General features: G+C 62.1%; 16 protein-coding genes. 14 read left to right on the top strand and 2 right to left on the bottom strand.

Features of this window, described 5'->3' with window-relative positions; translation table 11 throughout:
- Positions 1-172 precede the first annotated feature (172 nt).
- The 5 genes from rpsM to A4A58_RS09950 all read left to right on the top strand — a co-directional run bounded on the left by rpsM (position 173) and on the right by A4A58_RS09950 (position 3634).
- Positions 173-541, top strand: coding sequence for a 30S ribosomal protein S13 (gene rpsM / locus A4A58_RS09970; protein WP_068731455.1), 369 nt, complete (start codon positions 173-175; stop codon positions 539-541).
- A gap of 107 nt (positions 542-648) precedes the next feature.
- A complete protein-coding gene (gene rpsK / locus A4A58_RS09965) occupies positions 649-1038 on the top strand; it encodes a 30S ribosomal protein S11 (RefSeq protein ID WP_068731453.1) in 390 nt (129 codons plus the stop codon).
- Positions 1039-1137: 99 nt separating this feature from the next.
- Positions 1138-2169, top strand: a complete 1032-nt coding sequence (locus A4A58_RS09960) for a DNA-directed RNA polymerase subunit alpha (protein ID WP_068731451.1) — start codon at positions 1138-1140, stop codon at positions 2167-2169.
- Positions 2170-2291: 122 nt separating this feature from the next.
- Positions 2292-2705, top strand: a complete 414-nt coding sequence (gene rplQ / locus A4A58_RS09955) for a 50S ribosomal protein L17 (RefSeq protein WP_068731449.1) — start codon at positions 2292-2294, stop codon at positions 2703-2705.
- Positions 2706-2839: 134 nt separating this feature from the next.
- Entirely contained in the window at positions 2840-3634 is a 795-nt protein-coding gene (locus A4A58_RS09950; protein WP_068731447.1) for an SDR family NAD(P)-dependent oxidoreductase, read from the top strand.
- 108 nt (positions 3635-3742) lie between these two features.
- Here the strand turns inward: A4A58_RS09950 and A4A58_RS09945 are convergent, their stop codons facing one another.
- Positions 3743-5188, bottom strand: a complete 1446-nt coding sequence (locus A4A58_RS09945) for an OprO/OprP family phosphate-selective porin (protein ID WP_068731445.1) — start codon at positions 5186-5188, stop codon at positions 3743-3745.
- A gap of 364 nt (positions 5189-5552) precedes the next feature.
- Positions 5553-6566, bottom strand: a complete 1014-nt coding sequence (locus A4A58_RS09940; RefSeq protein ID WP_068731443.1) for a zinc-binding alcohol dehydrogenase family protein — start codon at positions 6564-6566, stop codon at positions 5553-5555.
- A 119-nt stretch (positions 6567-6685) separates the two neighbouring features.
- Between A4A58_RS09940 and A4A58_RS09935 the strand changes: the two genes are divergently transcribed.
- The 9 genes from A4A58_RS09935 to A4A58_RS09895 all read left to right on the top strand — a co-directional run bounded on the left by A4A58_RS09935 (position 6686) and on the right by A4A58_RS09895 (position 15304).
- Positions 6686-7093: a winged helix-turn-helix transcriptional regulator gene (locus A4A58_RS09935; protein WP_068731441.1), complete on the top strand. Its 408-nt coding sequence runs from the start codon at positions 6686-6688 to the stop codon at positions 7091-7093.
- A gap of 65 nt (positions 7094-7158) precedes the next feature.
- The gene (locus A4A58_RS09930; RefSeq protein WP_068731439.1) at positions 7159-8571 is read left to right on the top strand and encodes a DegQ family serine endoprotease; all 1413 of its coding nucleotides are present in this window, start codon (positions 7159-7161) and stop codon (positions 8569-8571) included.
- The gene (locus tag A4A58_RS09925; protein WP_068731437.1) at positions 8568-9899 is read left to right on the top strand and encodes a replication-associated recombination protein A; all 1332 of its coding nucleotides are present in this window, start codon (positions 8568-8570) and stop codon (positions 9897-9899) included. Before A4A58_RS09930 ends, A4A58_RS09925 begins: the two co-directional genes overlap by 4 nt.
- Positions 9896-11344 (top strand): RluA family pseudouridine synthase, encoded by a 1449-nt coding sequence (locus A4A58_RS09920; RefSeq protein WP_068731435.1) that lies wholly within the window; start codon positions 9896-9898, stop codon positions 11342-11344. Before A4A58_RS09925 ends, A4A58_RS09920 begins: the two co-directional genes overlap by 4 nt.
- Before the next feature lie 4 nt (positions 11345-11348).
- Complete coding sequence (gene bluB / locus A4A58_RS09915; protein WP_244499719.1) at positions 11349-12029, top strand: 5,6-dimethylbenzimidazole synthase; 681 nt, start codon at positions 11349-11351, stop codon at positions 12027-12029.
- 38 nt (positions 12030-12067) lie between these two features.
- Positions 12068-12382, top strand: coding sequence for a hypothetical protein (locus A4A58_RS09910; RefSeq protein WP_244499718.1), 315 nt, complete (start codon positions 12068-12070; stop codon positions 12380-12382).
- A gap of 76 nt (positions 12383-12458) precedes the next feature.
- Positions 12459-13250, top strand: coding sequence for an ATP12 family chaperone protein (locus tag A4A58_RS09905; protein ID WP_068731620.1), 792 nt, complete (start codon positions 12459-12461; stop codon positions 13248-13250).
- A 57-nt stretch (positions 13251-13307) separates the two neighbouring features.
- Positions 13308-15032, top strand: coding sequence for a flagellar hook-length control protein FliK (locus tag A4A58_RS09900; protein ID WP_068731618.1), 1725 nt, complete (start codon positions 13308-13310; stop codon positions 15030-15032).
- The gene (locus A4A58_RS09895) at positions 15029-15304 is read left to right on the top strand and encodes an EscU/YscU/HrcU family type III secretion system export apparatus switch protein (RefSeq protein ID WP_068731431.1); all 276 of its coding nucleotides are present in this window, start codon (positions 15029-15031) and stop codon (positions 15302-15304) included. Before A4A58_RS09900 ends, A4A58_RS09895 begins: the two co-directional genes overlap by 4 nt.
- Positions 15305-15363: the final 59 nt, after the last annotated feature.

Below are 15363 nucleotides of genomic sequence, written 5' to 3'. Positions count from 1 at the left end.
TGACGAAACGAAGTCGAATACTTTAATAAGGCCCTCATCCAGTCGGAAGATTCCAACGATGCCGGGCCCCACTGAAATCCAGGGGACGGGCGTCGTGTTCGCGTTTGTGAATACCCGCCCGACAAATGATGATAATGCCGGTTCGTGATGGACTGGTGACAGGAGAGAAGTTGTGGCCCGTATCGCCGGTGTAAACATCCCGACCAACAAGCGCGTGCTGATCGCGCTGCAGTACATTCATGGCATCGGCCAGAAGAACGCCGCCGATATCATCGAGAAGGTGAAGATCACTCCAGAGCGCCGCGTCAATCAGCTCAGCGACGCGGAAGTTCTGCAGATTCGCGAAGTCATCGACCGCGACTATCTGGTCGAGGGCGATCTTCGTCGTGAGACGGGCATGAACATCAAGCGTCTGATGGACCTCGGCTGCTATCGCGGTTTGCGTCATCGTCGCGGTCTGCCGGTTCGTGGCCAGCGCACGCATACCAATGCGCGCACCCGTAAGGGTCCGGCCAAGTCGATCGCCGGCAAGAAGAAGTAAGCTTTCGAATACGAGTTTGCGGAAGCGGATGATCATCCGCTTCTGCAATTATTTTTGGTGTAGCCGCTGGCATTACGGCGGCGTTGAGATCCTCAGAAAGGTTAGAGATGGCAAAGGAAGCCGGACGTATTCGTCGCCGCGAGCGCAAGAACATTGCATCGGGCATCGCGCACGTGAATTCGTCGTTCAATAACACGACCATCACCATCACCGACGCGCAGGGCAACACGATTGCCTGGTCGTCGGCTGGCACGATGGGCTTCAAGGGTTCGCGCAAGTCGACCCCGTATGCAGCGCAGGTTGCTGCTGAAGACGTGTCGAAGAAGGCGCAGGAACACGGCATGCGCACGCTGGAAGTCGAAGTCGGCGGTCCGGGTTCGGGTCGTGAATCGGCTCTCCGCGCTCTGCAGGCTGCGGGCTTCACGGTCACCTCGATCCGCGACGTGACCTCGATCCCGCACAACGGTTGCCGCCCGCGCAAGCGTCGGCGCGTTTGATACTTTTTGATCGCGGGTGGCTTGGCTGCCCGCGATCGCTTTTGCGATGCGACTTACGCGGACTGATCCGCGATCTCCAACGCCAGTGAGTTTGATGGCATGGGTGACACAGTGACGATCCAGAAAAATTGGCAAGAACTTATCCGGCCGAACAAGCTGCAGGTAACCCCTGGCAGCGATCCAACCCGTTTTGCGACCCTGGTTGCCGAACCGCTTGAGCGTGGTTTCGGTCAGACCCTCGGTAACGCACTCCGCCGCATCCTGCTGTCCTCGCTGCAGGGCGCTGCCGTGCAGTCGGTGCACATCGACGGCGTGCTGCATGAATTCTCCTCGATCGCCGGCGTGCGTGAAGACGTCACCGACATCGTGCTGAACGTGAAGGACATTGCGATCAAGATGCTGGGCGAAGGCCCGAAGCGCATGGTCGTGAAGAAGCAGGGCCCGGGCGTCGTGACCGCCGGCGACATTCAGACTGTCGGCGATGTGACCGTTCTCAATCCCGACATGCAGATCTGCACCCTCGACGAGGGCGCCGAGATCCGCATGGAATTCACCGTTGCCGGCGGCAAGGGCTACGTCGCTGCCGAGCATAACCGTCCGGAAGACGCGCCGATCGGCCTGATCCCGATCGACAGCCTGTACTCGCCGGTTCGCAAGGTGTCGTACAAGGTCGAGAACACGCGTGAGGGCCAGATCCTCGATTACGACAAGCTGACGATGACCATCGAGACCAACGGCGCGCTGACGCCGGATGACGCGGTCGCTTACGCCGCGCGCATCCTGCAGGACCAGCTCAACGTGTTCGTGAACTTCGAAGAGCCCCGCAAGGAAGTTGCTCAGGAAGTCATTCCGGATCTCGCTTTCAACCCGGCTTTCCTCAAGAAGGTCGACGAACTCGAGCTCTCGGTACGTTCGGCAAACTGCCTGAAGAACGACAACATCGTTTACATCGGCGATCTCGTTCAGAAGTCGGAAGCAGAAATGCTCCGCACTCCGAACTTCGGCCGCAAGTCGCTGAACGAAATCAAGGAAGTGCTCGCCCAGATGGGTCTGCACCTCGGCATGGAAGTGCCCGGTTGGCCGCCGGAAAATATCGACGAGTTGGCCAAGCGCTTCGAAGATCACTACTGAGCATCACGAGCGGCGTGGCCGGGTTGTCCCGGCCATGACGTTATGGGCGAACGCAGGCAGCCCACCTGCAACATGATGTCCGACGAACCGTCGCGGCAAACTGAAATATAAGGAATATTCCAATGCGTCACGGCAAGGTTCATCGCAAGCTCAACCGCACCGCAGAACATCGCAAGGCGATGTTCGCCAACATGTGCGCGTCGCTGATCAAGCACGAGCAGATCATCACCACGCTTCCGAAGGCAAAGGAGCTCCGCCCGATCGTGGAGAAGCTCGTCACCCTCGGCAAGAAGGGCGGCCTCCACATGCGCCGCCAGGCTATCAGCGAGATGAAGGACCAGGATCAGGTTCGCAAGCTGTTCGACGTGCTGGCCAAGCGCTACGCTGATCGTCAGGGCGGTTACACCCGCATCATCAAGGCCGGCTTCCGCTACGGCGACAACGCCCCGATGGCTCTGATCGAATTCGTCGATCGCGACGAAGACGCCAAGGGCAAGGATTCGGGTCCGGTGCAGGGCTCGGCCGAAGCGGCGTAAGCCACGTCACATCAGAATTTCGGAAAAGCGGCGCCTTGTGCGCCGCTTTTTTGTTGTGCCATCGCCCGTTGAATGCAGTTGCATCTATTGGTCCGCGTTCCGATATGAGCCCCATCACTTGATGGAGCATTGATATGAAAATCGATCTGACGGGCAAGACGGCACTCGTGACGGGCTCGACCTCGGGCATTGGTCACGCCATTGCCAAGGGCCTGGCCGCCACTGGCGCTCAGGTTGTTGTGAACGGCCGCAGTCAGGGCAAGGTGGACGCGGCAATCACTGCGATCACCAAGGCCGTGCCCGGGGCCAAGGTGAAAGGCGTCGCTGCCGACGTGTCGACAGCGGAGGGCTGCAATGCGCTCGCCTCGGCACTCCCCGAGGTCGATATCCTTATCAACAATGCCGGCATCTTCGAGCCCAAGGGCTTCTTCGACATTCCCGACGAGGACTGGACGCGCTTCTTCGAGGTCAACGTCATGTCGGGCATCCGTCTGTCGCGCGCTTACATGCAGGGCATGTTGAAGCGCAACTGGGGCCGCATCGTTTTCATCTCATCAGAGTCCGGACTGAATATTCCCGGCGAGATGATCCACTACGGGATGACGAAAACAGCGCAGCTCGCGATCTCGCGTGGTCTCGCGGAGCTCACCAAGGGCACGGCCGTGACGGTCAATTCCGTGCTGCCCGGACCGACTATGTCGGAGGGCGTCGAGACTTTCGTCAAGGATCTCGCCAAACAGAACGGGCAATCGGTCGAAGAGGCTGCTTCGAACTTCGTCAAGCAGCACCGCTCGACGTCGCTGATCCAGCGCTTCGCCACCGTCGAGGAGATCGCGAACATGGTCGTCTATGTCTCGTCGAAGGAGGCATCGGTGACCAACGGTGCAGCACTGCGTGCGGAAGGCGGGATCGTCCAGACCATCGCATAAGCCTACGCCCCGCAAAGATAAAAAGGCGGCGCTGAAGCGCCGCCTTTTTTCGTTGTGGGACCGTGGGCATGTAGCCCCGAGCCTGGAGGATTACAGAAAGTTTTGCGCTTAGAAGGCCACCTGGGTGCGCATCGCGAACACGTCGTAGTCAGCACCGGTATTCACGTTGCTGTTGACGGCGAACTTGTCGACGGTGCCGTGGATCCAGTTGAACATGAAGCGCATGTTCTGGTTCACGTACCAGTTTACGCCGACCGTGGTGTTCTTCAACTCACCGCCGCGAATGACGCCGTCATTCAGGCTGGCGTAGCTGTAGCGCACCGCGAGTTCCCATGCGCCAAGATCGCCGGTCGCGAAGTTGACCGGACGGGCCGGGTTGATGCCGCCGAAGGCACCGGCCGATGTGTTGTACTTGTGCTGTTCGCCGGTGATGACGTAGCTGGCCTGGCCGTAACCGCCATTGAAGCTCAGGTCGGACAGACCGTTGCTGCGCTGGATGTTGTAGTCGAAGTATTCGCCCGACGCCATGAAGCTGCCGAACTTGACGGCGGCTTCACCGCTCAGCACACGGGCATTGTTCACGAAGTTCATGGTGCCGGTGTTAAGCAATGCGTTGGTCGCCGGATCGACGCGAACTTCGATGCGATCGGATATGCCGAGCGTGTTGTTGGTCACACCACCGGTCTGGGCGAGATACAGCGCGTCGAAGCCGACGAGGACGGTGCCGACTTCGTTGTTGATCGGCAGACCGACGGCGCGGAAGGTGGCGCCGAGCGGCTGCGGCTGGCTGTGATTGACGTTCAGGCCGGTCGTCGGACCGGTCACGTAAGCGCCGACCCAGTAGTGATCGCCGAATACCTGACCACCGAACGCAGCGCGGTTGTCGCCTGCGGCGAGGTTCGTTGCGAGAACCTGCGAAGCCGCGCGCTCCATGAACATGATGTTGTTCGAGCTGGTAGCTTCATCCAGCGTATACGGCACGTCGATATAGCCGCCCTGGATCAACAGGCCCTTGACGCCCTTATAGGCGACATAGGCGTTGTTGAGAGTGACGTCGCCATCGGTGGTACCGCCGGCATCGACGATCACGCCGTATTCCCAATCCTTGTTGAAGGTGCCGATCAGGCCGAGACGGGCGCGACGGGCGTTGATGCCGTCATTCACGCTCTGCGGGGTGGTCCCGGCCGACTTCGGCGAGAACGAGTAGGCGGCGGTGTCGAGGTGCAGACGGCCGGTGATGGCGATGCAGTTCAAACCGTCGTCAGTGCAGAAGGTCGGACGGTTGCCGGGCATCGTCAGGTTCGCGTTGATGAAGGGCACAGCCTTCTTGTGCATGGCAGCGTTGGCGTTCGCAAAGTTCTGCTTGACCGTTTCCGTCTGCTTTTGCGTGGTGTTCGCCTGCTTCTGAACGTTATCGAGCTTCTTTTCCAGCGCGCGGAGCTGCGCTTTCAATACGGCGATCTCGTCATTCGATGACTGCGCATGCGCCGGGCTTGCGGCCAGCGCACCGATCACGCCGAGCGTGCCGAGGATTTTGTGTGTCGTGAAAGACATGGAGTACCCCTGTAGAAGACAAAATCCGACACGCCCCGCGAATTGCTCCGTAGGTGATGGACGCGTATGGATCTGTGTTTGTGATCTTGCGAAAGAGAACGTCCGGAGGCTCTCGCCAGGGACCGTTCTCATTTAACAAGCGAGCTACCGTTGAGCTCGCGGGCAAACTAGGCAAGCTTTGCGACAGTTCTGTAAAACCCGCATCGCATTGTAGTGAACGACACCGCTGTGTCGCTTTTCGATCACAAGCGATTTAGATAGTTAGCTATCTTAATTAGCTATTGTTTGAGAAGAGCGCATCCATGGATGCGCTCTGTTATCGTAGGTGTCTCCAGGCGGGAATGTCGTGGTGACAGTTTCGTGATCACCAGCCTTCGAGCACGATCTTGCCGTGCGACTTGCCGGATTCGAGCAGCGCATGCGCGCGCTTGAGATTCGCGGCATTGATGGTGCCGAAGGTCTTGTCGAGCGTCGTGCGCAGCACACCCTTGTCGATAAGGTCTGCAACGTCGTTGAGGAGGTAGTGTTGCGCGATCATGTCGGGCGTCTGGAATGACGATCGCGTGAACATGGATTCCCAGTGCACCGAGACGGCCTTGCCCTTGAACGCGGACATGTTGAATTCAACGGGATCGTCGATCAGTCCGAGCTTGCCCTGCGGTGCGATCAGATCGGCAAGCGCTTTGTAGTGCTGCTCCGTCCCCGTGAGGCTGGCGATGAGGGCGACGGGCGGCAGTTTCAATGCGTCGATTTGCTCCTTCAGCGGCTTGCTGTGATCGATCACCGCATGTGCGCCGAGATCCTGGCACCACTTGATCGTCTCGGGCCGCGATGCCGTTGCCACAACGGTGAGGCCGGTGAGGCGGCGTGCGAGCTGGATGAGGATCGAGCCGACGCCGCCGGCACCGCCCATGATGAGCAGCGTGCGCGGATCGAGGCTCTTGCCAGGCGCGACGCTGAGCCGATCGAAAAGCAGTTCCCAGGCGGTGATCGCGGTGAGCGGCAACGCCGCAGACTGTGCAAAGGAGAGCGAGGAGGGCTTGCGGCCGACAATGCGCTCATCGACCAGATGGAACTCGGCATTGGTGCCCTGGCGCTGGATCGAGCCGGCATAGAACACCTCGTCGCCCGGCTTGAACATCGTCACATCGGGGCCGACAGCATCGACGACGCCGGCAGCGTCATAGCCGAGGATCTTAGTTTCGCCGGCCGGCGGCGCCGCGCGCTTGCGCACCTTGAAATCGACGGGATTGGCCGAGATCGCCTTCACCGATACGCGGATGTCGCGACCGGTCGGTTCGGGCTTCGGAGCCTCGAAATCGACCAGCGCGTCAGCTGCGTCGATCGGGAGGGATTTGGTGTAGCCGACTGCCTTCATTGGGTGTGCTCCATGCTCCTGGCGGAAATGTCCCGAAGAGGTGTCCCGACGCGACAATAATTGCAAGTACTGTCATTTCAGGGATATAGTCACCGAATGGATACTATTGGATATTTGCGATGAAGCGGCGTGATTTCGGCAATGGGCCGGGCTGTCCGGTCGAGGTGACGCTCGATCTGATCGACGGCAAATGGAAGGGCGTGATCCTGTATCATTTGCAGCAGGGGCGGCTGCGTTTCGGCGAGCTGCGCAAGCTGATGCCACGGATCACCCAGCGCATGCTGACCAAACAGCTTCGCGCGCTCGAGGAGGATGGGCTGATCGTCCGGACGGTCTATGCCGAGGTCCCGCCGCGGGTCGAATATGCACTGTCGGAAACCGGGCTCGGATTGCGCCCGGTAATCGATGCCCTCAAGGCATGGGGTGATGCGCACAAGATGCGCCAGAAGTCGGCCGCGGTCGCAGCGCCCCAGCCGCGCAAAAAAGCGCCGGTGGAGAACAAGGATGTGCCGGCGGACGCAAGCTAGTTCCCGCCCTTCTATTGCCCCGCTCAGCAGCCTATATTCGCCGCGATTTCCTCAAAGAGGCCCCGATGATCCCATTTTTCCGCAACGCCGCGACCGCTTCGACTTTGTGCGCCATTGTCCTGTCGTCCGCACTCGCGCCGGCTCTTGCACAGGATCGCCGGGTCCCGACTTCGCCGACGGAAATGAAGCTGTCCTACGCGCCGATCGTGCAGCGGGTGCAGCCGGCCGTGGTGAACGTCTATGCGGCCAAGACGGTGCAGAATCGCAATCCGTTGCTGGACGATCCGGTGTTCCGCCGCTTCTTCGGCGGCCAGGGTATGCAGCCGGAGCAGATGCAGCGCTCGCTTGGTTCGGGCGTGATGGTCGATGCGTCGGGCCTCGTCGTTACGAACAACCACGTCATCGAAGGCGCCGACCAAGTGAAGGTGTCACTGGCGGACAAGCGCGAGTTCGAGGCCGAGATCGTGCTCAAGGACAGCCGCACCGATCTGGCGGTGCTGCGCATCAAGGACGGCAAGGAGAAATTCCCGACGCTGGATTTCTCCAACTCCGATGATCTGCTGGTCGGCGATGTCGTGCTCGCGATCGGCAATCCGTTCGGCGTTGGCCAGACCGTGACCCACGGCATCGTGTCCGCGCTTGCGCGCACGCAGGTCGGCATCACCGACTATCAGTTCTTCATCCAGACCGATGCTGCGATCAATCCCGGCAATTCCGGTGGCGCGCTGGTCGACATGACCGGCAAGCTGATCGGTGTGAACACCGCGATCTTCTCGCGCTCCGGCGGTTCGCAGGGTATCGGCTTTGCGATCCCGGCGAATATGGTGCGCGTCGTCGTTGCCTCCGCCAAGAGCGGTGGCAAGGCCGTGAAGCGTCCGTGGCTCGGCGCGCGGCTGCAGAACATCACGCCTGAGATCGCCGAGACGCTCGGGCTCAAGACGCCATCTGGCGCGCTGGTCGTCAATGTCACCGCGAACAGCCCGGCTGCGAAGGCCGGCCTCAAAGTCTCCGATCTCGTGACTGCCATCGATGGCCAGGCCATCGAGGATCCAAATGCGTTCGAATATCGCTTCGCGACGCGGCCGCTCGGCGGGACCGCGCAGCTCGATGCACAACGCAGTGGCAAGCCGGTGAAGCTGACCGTTGCGCTCGAAGCTGCGCCCGATACGGGGCGTGACGAGATCACGCTGACGGCGCGTTCGCCATTCCAGGGCGCCAAGATCGCCAATATTTCGCCGGCCGTTGCCGACGAGTTGCGGCTGGATTCCAACACTGAAGGCGTTGTCATTACAGAGTTGACCGACTCCGCCACTGCGGCTGGCGTCGGCTTTCAGAAAGGCGATCTCATCATCGCGGTCAACGGTACCAAGATAGGCAAGACCAGCGATCTCGACAAGGTGACGCGCGACGGCGCGCGGCTGTGGCGCATCGTCGTGGTGCGCGGAGGCCAGCAGATCAACGTCACACTCGGCGGATGAGCCCGAAACAACCCACGCCTTCTGCAAACCTGTTTGCCGCAGCCGGGCTGGAGCAGGACGCGCCGCGTCCGCTCCCGGAGCGGCTGCGGCCGCGTGTGCTGTCCGATGTGGTCGGGCAGGATCACATCCTCGGGCCTGATGGCGCGCTGACGCGCATGCTGGAAACGCGCACGCTGGGTTCGCTGGTGTTCTGGGGACCGCCCGGCACCGGCAAGACCACCGTGGCACGTTTGCTTGCGGACGCGACGGAGCTTCAGTTCGAGCAGATCTCGGCGGTGTTCTCCGGCGTCGCCGATCTGAAGAAAGTGTTCGAAGCCGCGCGCGCCCGTCGCGAGATGGGCCGTGGCACGCTCTTGTTTGTCGACGAGGTGCATCGCTTCAACAAGGCACAGCAGGACTCGTTCTTGCCCGTGATGGAAGACGGCACCGTGGTGTTGGTCGGAGCCACTACCGAGAACCCGTCCTTCGAACTCAACGCCGCTCTGTTGTCGCGTGCGCGCGTGCTGGTATTTCAGTCGCTGGATGCGGCGGCGATCGAGAAACTGTTTGCGCATGCGGAGAGCGTCGTCGGTCGCGCTCTGCCGCTCGATGATGAGGCTCGCGCTGTGCTGGTACGCATGGCCGATGGCGATGGCCGCGCTGCACTGACACTGGTCGAGGAAGTCTGGCGCGCCGCGCGGACCAATGAGATATTCAATGCCGCGCAACTGCAGGACATCCTGCAACGCCGTGCGCCGATCTACGACAAGTCGGCCGATGGCCATTACAATCTGATCTCGGCATTGCATAAATCGGTGCGCGGCAGCGATCCCGACGCGGCGCTATATTACCTGTGCCGCATGCTCGATGCTGGCGAGGATCCATTGTTCCTGGCGCGCCGCGTGGTGCGGATGGCCGTGGAGGACATCGGTCTTGCCGATCCGCAGGCGCTGGTGATCTGCAACGCAGCCAAGGACGCCTATGATTTCCTCGGCCATCCCGAAGGCGAACTCGCCATCGCGCAGGCGGTGATCTACATCGCCACCGCGCCGAAATCGAATGCCGCCTATATGGCCTACAAGGCCGCGATGCGGACCGCGAAAGAGGGCGGCTCGCTGCTGCCTCCGAAACACATCCTGAACTCGCCGACCAAGCTGATGAAGTCCGAAGGCTATGGTGACGGGTACCAATATGACCACGACACGCCCGAAGCTTTCTCCGGGCAAGACTATTTCCCGGAAGCCTTGGGGCGTCAGACCTTCTATGATCCGCCGGAGCGCGGGTTCGAACGCGAGATTCGCAAGCGGCTGGATTACTGGACCAGACTGAGGAACGAGAGACAATCATGAGCCGTCGCGACAAGAAGCCTCTCGCCAAGCGTGGTCCCGGTGGTGAGCGCAGCAAGGCGCCGCGTGGCAAGGGTGCCGCCCCGAAGAACGCTGCATCCAAGGCCGCCCCGTCGAAGGGCGAGCGGCCGTCATTCGGCAAGGCCGGCCGCGTGAGCAGCGATCGTCCGATGAGCGCGCGTCCGCCGCGCGCGCGCGCCGGTGAACGTTCGGAGTGGGCCGAGCGGTCCGAGCGATCCGAACGCCCTCAGCGTGCCGAGCGAAGCGAGCGCTTCGATGCGCCGCAACGTTCCGAGCGGCCGAGCAGCAAGCGGCCGCCAAGCTCGCGTCCTTCCGGTTCGCGTCCGGGCGGCAAGGCCGCGCCGCGTTATGGCAACGCGCCGCTGCGTGAGCCGCGGCCGCCTGTGTCCTATCTTGAAGAGCCGGCTAAACCTGAAGTCGCGCCTGCGCCGCTGCCCACCGCCGTACAGAACGTCATCGTGACGCCTGACGAGAACGGCATGCGTGTCGATCGCTTTCTCGAAGCGCATTTCCCCGGCCTGTCGTTCTCCCATATCCAGCGTATCGTCCGCAAAGGCGAGCTGCGCGTGAACGGCAAGCGTGCTGACAGCAAGGATCGGTTGGAAGAGGGACAAACCGTCCGCATTCCGCCGCTGAAGCTCGATGCGCCGAAGGTCGTCGGTGAACTCTCGGAGGCCGCCAACAAGACTCTGCAGGCGCTCAAGGAGATGACGATCTACGAGGACGCCGACGTCATGGTGCTGAACAAGCCCGCCGGCCTTGCGGTGCAGGGCGGCTCGGGCATGACGCGGCACGTCGACATGATGCTGGAGGTGATGCGCGACGCCAAGGGACAGAAGCCGCGCCTGGTGCATCGTCTCGACCGGGAAACGTCGGGCTGCCTGCTGATCGCCAAGACGCGTTTTGCGGCGACCAAGCTCACCGGCGCGTTCCGCGAACGTTCAGCACGAAAGATCTATTGGGCGCTGGTTGCCGGCGTGCCGAAGCCGAAGCAGGGCCGTATCTCGACCTACCTGGCGAAGGAAGAAAACGAGGAAGACACCATCATGCGCGTCGCCAAACATGGTGACGAAGGCGCAAGCCATGCGGTGACGTATTATGCAGTGGTGGAAACCTCGGCGCAGAAACTCGCCTGGGTATCGCTCAAGCCGGTGACGGGGCGTACGCATCAGTTGCGCGCGCATATGGCGCATATCGGCCACGCCATCGTCGGCGACCCGAAATATTTCAACATCGAGAATTGGCAATTGCCGGGCGGCATTCAGAAGCGCCTGCATCTGCTGGCGCGCCGCATCGTGATCCCGCATCCGCGTGGCGGCGTGATCGACGCCACGGCGCCGTTGCCGCCGCATATGCTGCAGTCGTGGAATCTGCTCGGTCTCGAACACGACCGGTTCGACCCGATCGAGAACGCACCGGAAGAGTAGGGCGTTGTCGGGCTCCGACAACATCCCGTGTGCGACGCCGGCAACAACCGACGCACCTGAATTCGACGCCGCGTTTCGTGCGCGCCTGCACGACCTGTTCGTGTGGCGCCGCGATATCAGGCGCTTCAGATCCGATCCGCTGCCAGAGGGCCTGCTCGATCGTCTGATCGATACTGCGTGCCTCGCGCCGTCGGTGGGCCTGAGCCAGCCATGGCGCTTCGTCATCGTCGATGATGCGTCACGCCGTCAGGCCGTGCTGGAGAATTTCAGTGCCTGCAACGCCGAGGCATTGAGAGCCTATACCGGTGATCTCGCGCAGAGCTATGCGACGCTCAAGCTCGCCGGCTTGCGCGAAGCGCCGTGCCATCTCGCGGTATTTGCCGATCATGGCACTGAGGTCGGCCACGGGCTTGGCCGGCGCACGATGCCGGAGATGGCGGATTATTCGGTTGTGACGGCGATTGCGACCATGTGGCTGGCCGCGCGCGCCGAAGGCATCGGCATGGGCTGGGTCTCGATCCTCGATCCTGCTGCGATCGCCGTGACACTCGATATACCTCGTGACTGGCGGCTGATCGGCTATTTCTGCATCGGTTATCCGGAGATCGACGACGATCGGCCGGAACTCGAGCGCGCCGGATGGGAACGCCGTCATTCGGCAGCGGATCACATTGTCCGGCGCTGACACTTGATGTGCCTGATAATCGTGACAACATGAGACCAATGAGACATCACTCCATCCCATTCGCTGTGTTGGTCGCCGTTGCGGCGGCGCTCTCTGCTGCGCCTGCGGTCGCGCAGGTTATCGGAGTGCCCGGCAATTCGGCTTTGATCACGCCACTGCCGCCCGCACCGCCACCGCCACGGATAGAAGTACCTGTCGTGCCTCAGCTCGGCGATCTGCCGCGGCAGCAGAATGTACCGCAGGCGCGGGGATCTTTCAGCGATCGTATCACCAATTGTTTGCACGATGGTGCTGCTGCGGGTCTCGGCCCGAATGATCGTGCGACCTATTCGCGGGCCTGTGCCAATCGCTGACACGAGCGATTTGGTCTCGCGTGGCGCCCGTCTGTCGCGTAAATTGATGGCTGGCGAACAGGAATTGAGACCATCGATGCGTGAATTGTTTGACGAAGTGTACGGCCAGGCGCAGCTCGATCCGCAAGAGGCGGTGCGACGGTCGACGCGTGGTCCGCAGCGCAAGCGCTTCTACAAGACCGTCGGGTTGAGCGAAACACCGGACGGCTATGCCATCATGCTTGACGACAAGACCGTACGCACGCCGTCGCGCCATCCGCTGGTCGTTCCTACATCAGCCATTGCCGAAGTCATGGTCGCGGAATGGGACGAACAGCAGGATGTCATCGACCCCACGAGCATGCCGGTGACACGCCTGGCCAACAGCGTGATCGACGCGATCCGCGATGAGGCGCAGACCCAGGCGGTGGCTGACGATATCACCAAATACTTCAGCACCGATCTGCTGTTCTATCGCGCGGGCTATCCCGAGGCGCTTAGCGCGCGCGAGGCTGCGGCGTGGGATCCCGTATTGTTCTGGGCTGCCGATGATCTCGGCGCGCATTTCATCCTGGCTGAGGGCATCGTGCATGTCAGCCAGCCCGAACGGGCCATCGCATCTGCCCGCGCGGCGCTGCCGAGCGATCCATGGGCGATCGCCGCGCTGCATCTGGTGACGACGATCACCGGCTCGGCGTTGCTCGCGCTGGCGCTGCTCCATGGCCATCTGAATGCCGATCAGGTCTGGACAGCCGCCTTTGTCGACGAGGACTGGAATATCGAGAAGTGGGGCCTCGATGAGGAAGTCGCGGCCCGACGCGCGGCGCGGCAGGTGGATTTCAAGGCTGCCGTGCTGGTGCTGAAGGCGGTCGCACCGTCAGCGGGTTAATGCGAAGTTAACGACCATTAACTAGCGTAGCTGCACCATTGTCCGGTGCCGCTCATCATGCCGACTCCCGTCAACTCGATCTTACCGGTTGTCTCCGCGCAGGGCGTGGCGAGCGAAGTCGCGTTTCAGCCCGGCAGCGTGATTGCCGGCCGCGTGCTGTCGATCTCGCCAGACAATCAGGTCCGTATCGCCATCGGGCACAGCACGATCGACGTGCAATCGCAGGTGCCATTACAGGCCGGGCAGGTGCTGCAATTCGCCGTGTCGAAGACGGACAATGGCAATGTCCAGCTTGCCGTCGTTACACCGCAGAACACAGGTGCAGGGCAGGCGGGCGGCGCGTCCTCCGGCAATGTGACGCTCGCGCCAGACGTGCCAATCAATCTCGCTAATGCCATCGCGACTTCCAAGATCCAGCTGACATCGCTGGAAGCACAGGCACTCTCTACCGCCACGCAAAGTGCCGTGACGCAGCAGGCGAGCCTGGCCACACTGTTTGCCAATCTCGGAGCCGCCACCTCGCTGACTGGGCTGCCGCAGCAGTTGCAGCAAGCGGTCGCGCAAGTACTGGCGCAACGTCCGCCGCTCGACGCCCAGCTCACCGGCGAGGAAGTCAAATCGGCGTTCCAAAATTCCGGCCTGTTTCTGGAGGCATCGCTGGCCAAGGGAGCGCTGCCGCAAGGCGGGCTGCCCGACATGAAAGCGGCATTGATCGTGTTGCGCCAGGCGTTGGCGACGACACTCGCCACAGCGAGTCCGACCCAGAGCACAACGCCAGCGACGGCGAATGCAGCGACACCGGAGCAGCCAGTATCGGCGTTGGCAAACGCGCTTCCCAATGCAGCGGCGCAGGTCACAGCACAGCAGGCGCAGGCCGCTGCAGCGACGGTGGTCATGCTGCCCAAGGCGAGCATCAAGAACGATCCGCTGCAGCAGGCTGGACTTCTCGCTGCAGACGAGCCCGTGCTCGATGTCCCGGCTCAGACCGCACCGGCCGTGGCAAAAGCTCCCGAAGCGGCTGCACGCTTGGCGACCAATGGCGCAGCGCTCAATCTGCTTAGGGAAGCGCTGCAAACGGCTCCGAAGGGCATGGGAAGCGCAGCATCGCTGGTGTTCGACGACAGCATGATGATGGATCTGCTGCCTGCTACGAAGGCGCCAGCGGGCCAGCCAGGTGCCGACACCAACATCGCGCGTAACACCCTGCCACCGCCGCCATTGCGCGGTGGGCTGCCGACGGCGCAGGCGATGGCTCTGCCGACGCTCCCGGCAAACGCGCCGCTGGGCACCACCGTGCATCATCTGCTCGCGGACACCGATGCGGCGCTGGCGCGCCAGACCCTGCTGCAGGTGGCATCGTTGCCGGATCGTGCGGACGGCCTCGCGACGCCGCGGCTCGATCAGGCATCGCCGCGCTGGAGTTTTGAAATTCCGTTTGCGGTGCCGGCCGGCACGGCCATGGCGCAGTTCGAGATTTCGCGTGATGGCGGTACGGGCAGTGAGGCTGAAGCGGCCAAGCAAGTCTGGCGTGCGCGCTTTTCGCTCGATGTCGAGCCCGCTGGCCCGGTCCATGCGCTGGTCTCGCTGACCGGCGACAAGACATCGGTGCGGATGTGGGCGGAGCGGCCGGCAACGGCGCTGCAATTGCAGGCCGGTACGGCGCAGCTCAATCAGGCGCTGATCCGCGCCAATTTGCAGCCCGGCGATATCGTGGTCCGTGAGGGCGCACCGACGCAGCCCGCGCCGGCATCGGCCGGGCATTTTCTGGACCGCGCGCTATGATCGTGCAGCCCAAAGGATCATCGAAGAGATCGCTGGCCGTCGCGCTGCATTACGACAAGACCGGCGCGCCTGTTGTCACCGCGAAAGGCAAGGGCGCGATCGGTGAGAAAATCATCGAGGTCGCGAAGGCCCACAACATTCCGATCGAGGAAAACGAAGTGCTGGCCGGTGCACTCTCCAACGTCGAGCTCGGCGACGAGATTCCAGCCGAGCTCTACAAGGCTGTCGCGGAAGTGCTGGTCTTCGTGCTGCGGCTGTCCGGGCGCGCCTAGTCGCGTTATCTGGCGACGATAGTCGTCAACGCGTCGGTGGCTGTTCTGCGCCGACCTTT

This window comes from Tardiphaga robiniae (genome assembly GCF_001618955.1).
In the GTDB taxonomy this organism is placed as follows: Bacteria; Pseudomonadota; Alphaproteobacteria; order Rhizobiales; family Xanthobacteraceae; genus Tardiphaga; species Tardiphaga robiniae_A.
This window is presented reverse-complemented; position numbering and strand designations above follow the sequence as displayed.

Bases quoted from the DNA above. Each gene is read 5' to 3' on its own strand.
- A4A58_RS09950 (WP_068731447.1), top strand. From the start codon at position 2,840: ATGAAAATCGATCTGACGGGCAAGACGGCACTCGTGACGGGCTCGACC.
- A4A58_RS09960 (WP_068731451.1), top strand. From the start codon at position 1,138: ATGGGTGACACAGTGACGATCCAGAAAAATTGGCAAGAACTTATCCGG.
- A4A58_RS09930 (WP_068731439.1), top strand. From the start codon at position 7,159: ATGATCCCATTTTTCCGCAACGCCGCGACCGCTTCGACTTTGTGCGCC.
- A4A58_RS09895 (WP_068731431.1), top strand. From the start codon at position 15,029: ATGATCGTGCAGCCCAAAGGATCATCGAAGAGATCGCTGGCCGTCGCG.
- A4A58_RS09900 (WP_068731618.1), top strand. From the start codon at position 13,308: ATGCCGACTCCCGTCAACTCGATCTTACCGGTTGTCTCCGCGCAGGGC.
- A4A58_RS09925 (WP_068731437.1), top strand. From the start codon at position 8,568: ATGAGCCCGAAACAACCCACGCCTTCTGCAAACCTGTTTGCCGCAGCC.
- A4A58_RS09920 (WP_068731435.1), top strand. From the start codon at position 9,896: ATGAGCCGTCGCGACAAGAAGCCTCTCGCCAAGCGTGGTCCCGGTGGT.
- rplQ (WP_068731449.1), top strand. From the start codon at position 2,292: ATGCGTCACGGCAAGGTTCATCGCAAGCTCAACCGCACCGCAGAACAT.
- A4A58_RS09910 (WP_244499718.1), top strand. From the start codon at position 12,068: ATGAGACATCACTCCATCCCATTCGCTGTGTTGGTCGCCGTTGCGGCG.
- A4A58_RS09935 (WP_068731441.1), top strand. From the start codon at position 6,686: ATGAAGCGGCGTGATTTCGGCAATGGGCCGGGCTGTCCGGTCGAGGTG.
- A4A58_RS09945 (WP_068731445.1), bottom strand. From the start codon at position 5,188: ATGTCTTTCACGACACACAAAATCCTCGGCACGCTCGGCGTGATCGGT.
- A4A58_RS09940 (WP_068731443.1), bottom strand. From the start codon at position 6,566: ATGAAGGCAGTCGGCTACACCAAATCCCTCCCGATCGACGCAGCTGAC.
- A4A58_RS09905 (WP_068731620.1), top strand. From the start codon at position 12,459: ATGCGTGAATTGTTTGACGAAGTGTACGGCCAGGCGCAGCTCGATCCG.
- rpsK (WP_068731453.1), top strand. From the start codon at position 649: ATGGCAAAGGAAGCCGGACGTATTCGTCGCCGCGAGCGCAAGAACATT.